The 2,600-nt window shown below is 65.3% G+C and carries 2 protein-coding genes; both read right to left on the bottom strand.

Features of this window, described 5'->3' with window-relative positions; all coding sequences use genetic code 11:
- On the bottom strand, positions 1-1,844 hold a 1,844-nt coding region (locus ABT130_RS47390; protein ID WP_350966468.1), incomplete at its 3' end, for a hypothetical protein.
- Between the two features lie 127 nt (positions 1,845-1,971).
- Positions 1,972-2,600, bottom strand: a 629-nt coding sequence (locus tag ABT130_RS47395) for a hypothetical protein (protein ID WP_350966469.1), incomplete at its 5' end; no start/stop codon positions are given.

Below are 2,600 nucleotides of genomic sequence, written 5' to 3' on the forward strand. Positions count from 1 at the left end.
TTCATCTGAGCGGCGTAGGCGGGGTTTTCCGCGGCGAGCTGGCGGTAGCCGGTGGCCATCGACAGCCAGACCGCGGCGTTGGGGATCTTCTCGGCGTCACCGGCCGACACGCCGGCGGGCCATCCGTACCTACGATTGCCGTACCAGGTCAAGAACCCGGTCGCACCACCGGTCTCCTCATACAGATCCAGCACGGCCACCGGATCGTTTTCGTGAGTGGGGTAGCTGCCCTTACCGGGCACGAACGGAACCTCCCGCGCCTGCGACACCCCAGCGAAATGAACCAGGTTCATCGTGCTGTCGAACTCTCCCACGGTCGGGATCGGCTGCTGATGGGTCTCGCGGTATCTGAGATGCTGGCTCAGCGCCACCCGGACATTCTTGAGGTGCTCGTTCTGCAGGGACCTGATGATCTCGCTCGACCAGGTGTCCACCTTCTGCTCGATGGTGTGGAGCTGTCCCTGGATCTGGGTGAGCTGGGCGATCGACACCTGCTCCAGTTTCAGGACCTCGTCGAACTTGCCCAGCATCTCGGTGTAGATGACGTTGAGATTCTTGTTCACCCGGGCGAACTGCTCGTTCATCGCGTTGTGCAGGCCCGCCACCTGCTGGCGGAGCTCGCCGACCTGCTTGAGGATCATCTCATTGGGACTGGGCTGACCGGCCTGGAAGAGCGGGAGCAGGGCGACGACCGTGGTGATGACGGTCTTGGCGAGGTCCGCCGTCCCGGTCGAGAAGACCGCCTCCCGCCAGCCCTTGCCGGCGATCTTGGGGAGGTATTCGTTGACGGCGGTGGCGACCTTGATGACCCCGTCACAGACGGCGGCCATCTTCTGCGCCTCCTTGGGATTGGTCAGCCCGATGATCGAGGTCAGAAGCCTGAGCCCCTCCCCTGCCGCGTTGATGCTCTCCTGCCGCGTCTTGGCGCGTTCCGCCGCCAGGTCGTAGGCACTGGGTGGCGCGGCAGGCGCGTAGGTGACCCAGAGGAAGGCGCCGTCGCTTCCGTTGTGCAGAACCTCGATGTCCTTCACCGTCTGCTTGACGCTCTCGTTGCTCTTGGCCAGCAACTGGTTCAGCTGCTTGATGACTTCTTCTTTATGCTTCGGGTCGCTCTGCGGGAATTTCATGATTGCCTGAAGGTCGACGGCGTCCTTCAGGGGCGAGCTCTGCAGCAGCTCGTCGGTCGTGGCGCTCGCGGTGATGCCGGAGTCGGCACCGATCTCGGCGTTCCACGCCCTGACGGCGGGGTGGTCGGCACCCCGCTGCGCGCTCAACTCCCGGATCGCCGCCGCCGCCTTCTCGTTCAGCCCCCGCAGAACGACGGCCGCCTCGGCGTCGGCGGACCTCTGGTTGGAGAGGGACTGCCGCCAGTCGTCGTATCGCTGCGGGGAGGCGGGTAGTTCGTTCACCAGTCCGTTCAGCACCACACCGATCTCGCGATATCCCGGGTCGGACTCCGCCAAGGCGCCGATCCGGACGAGGGCGTCGACCTCATGGCCGGCTCCGGGATAGGCGCGGTCCAGCTTCGCGCCGATTCCGGTCTCGGACGCTTTGATGGCCTGGGTGTAGTGCTCCTCGCTCGCGGTGGGGTTGCGGGTGACCTCAGCCACATGGAGCAGGCTGAGCACGACGTCCTTGAAAAGCTGCGGACTGCGCAGACGCATCGTGGCCGCGTGCAAGACGGTGTCGATCCGCTGCTGGCCGTCAAGGGACAGCCCGGCGTGCGCGGGCGCCGCGAGTGTTCCGTGCAGCAGCGACGCTGTCAGCACGAGGGGAAGAACCACCCTTATCGCCCTGGCCAGACGGGCTACCGCCGACCCGCCACGGGTTCTGCTCGATCTCACCGATCATCCTCCTTCGGATCCGCCGATGACGGATCCGCCTATGCCGCGGGCCGGGAGAACGAGTGCCGATGACTCCGCCCATCGCTCCCCGGACCGCGTGCCTGGTGTTGTCTGTGCTGTCAGCCGGTCATGGAGTGGGGGTGTGAATCACGGTGTCGTAGGTTTCGAGGAGTTTGTGGGCGGTGGTGACGGGGGCGAGGGTCTCGGTGTAGCTGTTTTGCTTGAGGCTCTTGGAGTGGTGGTCATAGCGCAGGCGCAGGGTGTCGGCGGTGTGGTAGGCGAAGGCCGTGATGGTGTTGGCCAGCGGATCCTGACTCCACCGGGCAACGGGCAGCTGGTTCTTGTACCAGGTCAGACAGTTGGTCAGCCAGGCATGCTGCTGACCGGCGAAGGGATTGAAAGTCGCGGCGCAGGCCGCGTCAGAGGTGGCGGCACAAGAGTTGTAGGTGCTTTGCGCCGTGCGGAAGATGGTGGTGATGGTGGTGTCACCGGGGGTGTCGGCGGGCAGGCGTTCGGCGCCGTGCAGCAGGACCTGCAGGAGTTCGTCGTCGTTGAGAGCGGTGGGAAAACCCGCCGCGGTGTAGGCCTGCAGCAGACGCAGAGCGGTGGTCAGATCGGCGTTGGCCTGGAAAAGGGGCTTGCCGGGGGTGGTCAGCTCGGTGACGACGGCGTCGTAGTAGCCCTTCTGGCGTTCGGTCAGGAACCGGGTGACCTGGGTGCGAACGGCCTGCTGAGGCTCGGGGTATTCGGTGAGAG

The sequence above is a fragment of the Streptosporangium sp. NPDC001681 genome, from assembly GCF_040298085.1.
Lineage (GTDB): Bacteria > Actinomycetota > Actinomycetes > Streptosporangiales > Streptosporangiaceae > Streptosporangium.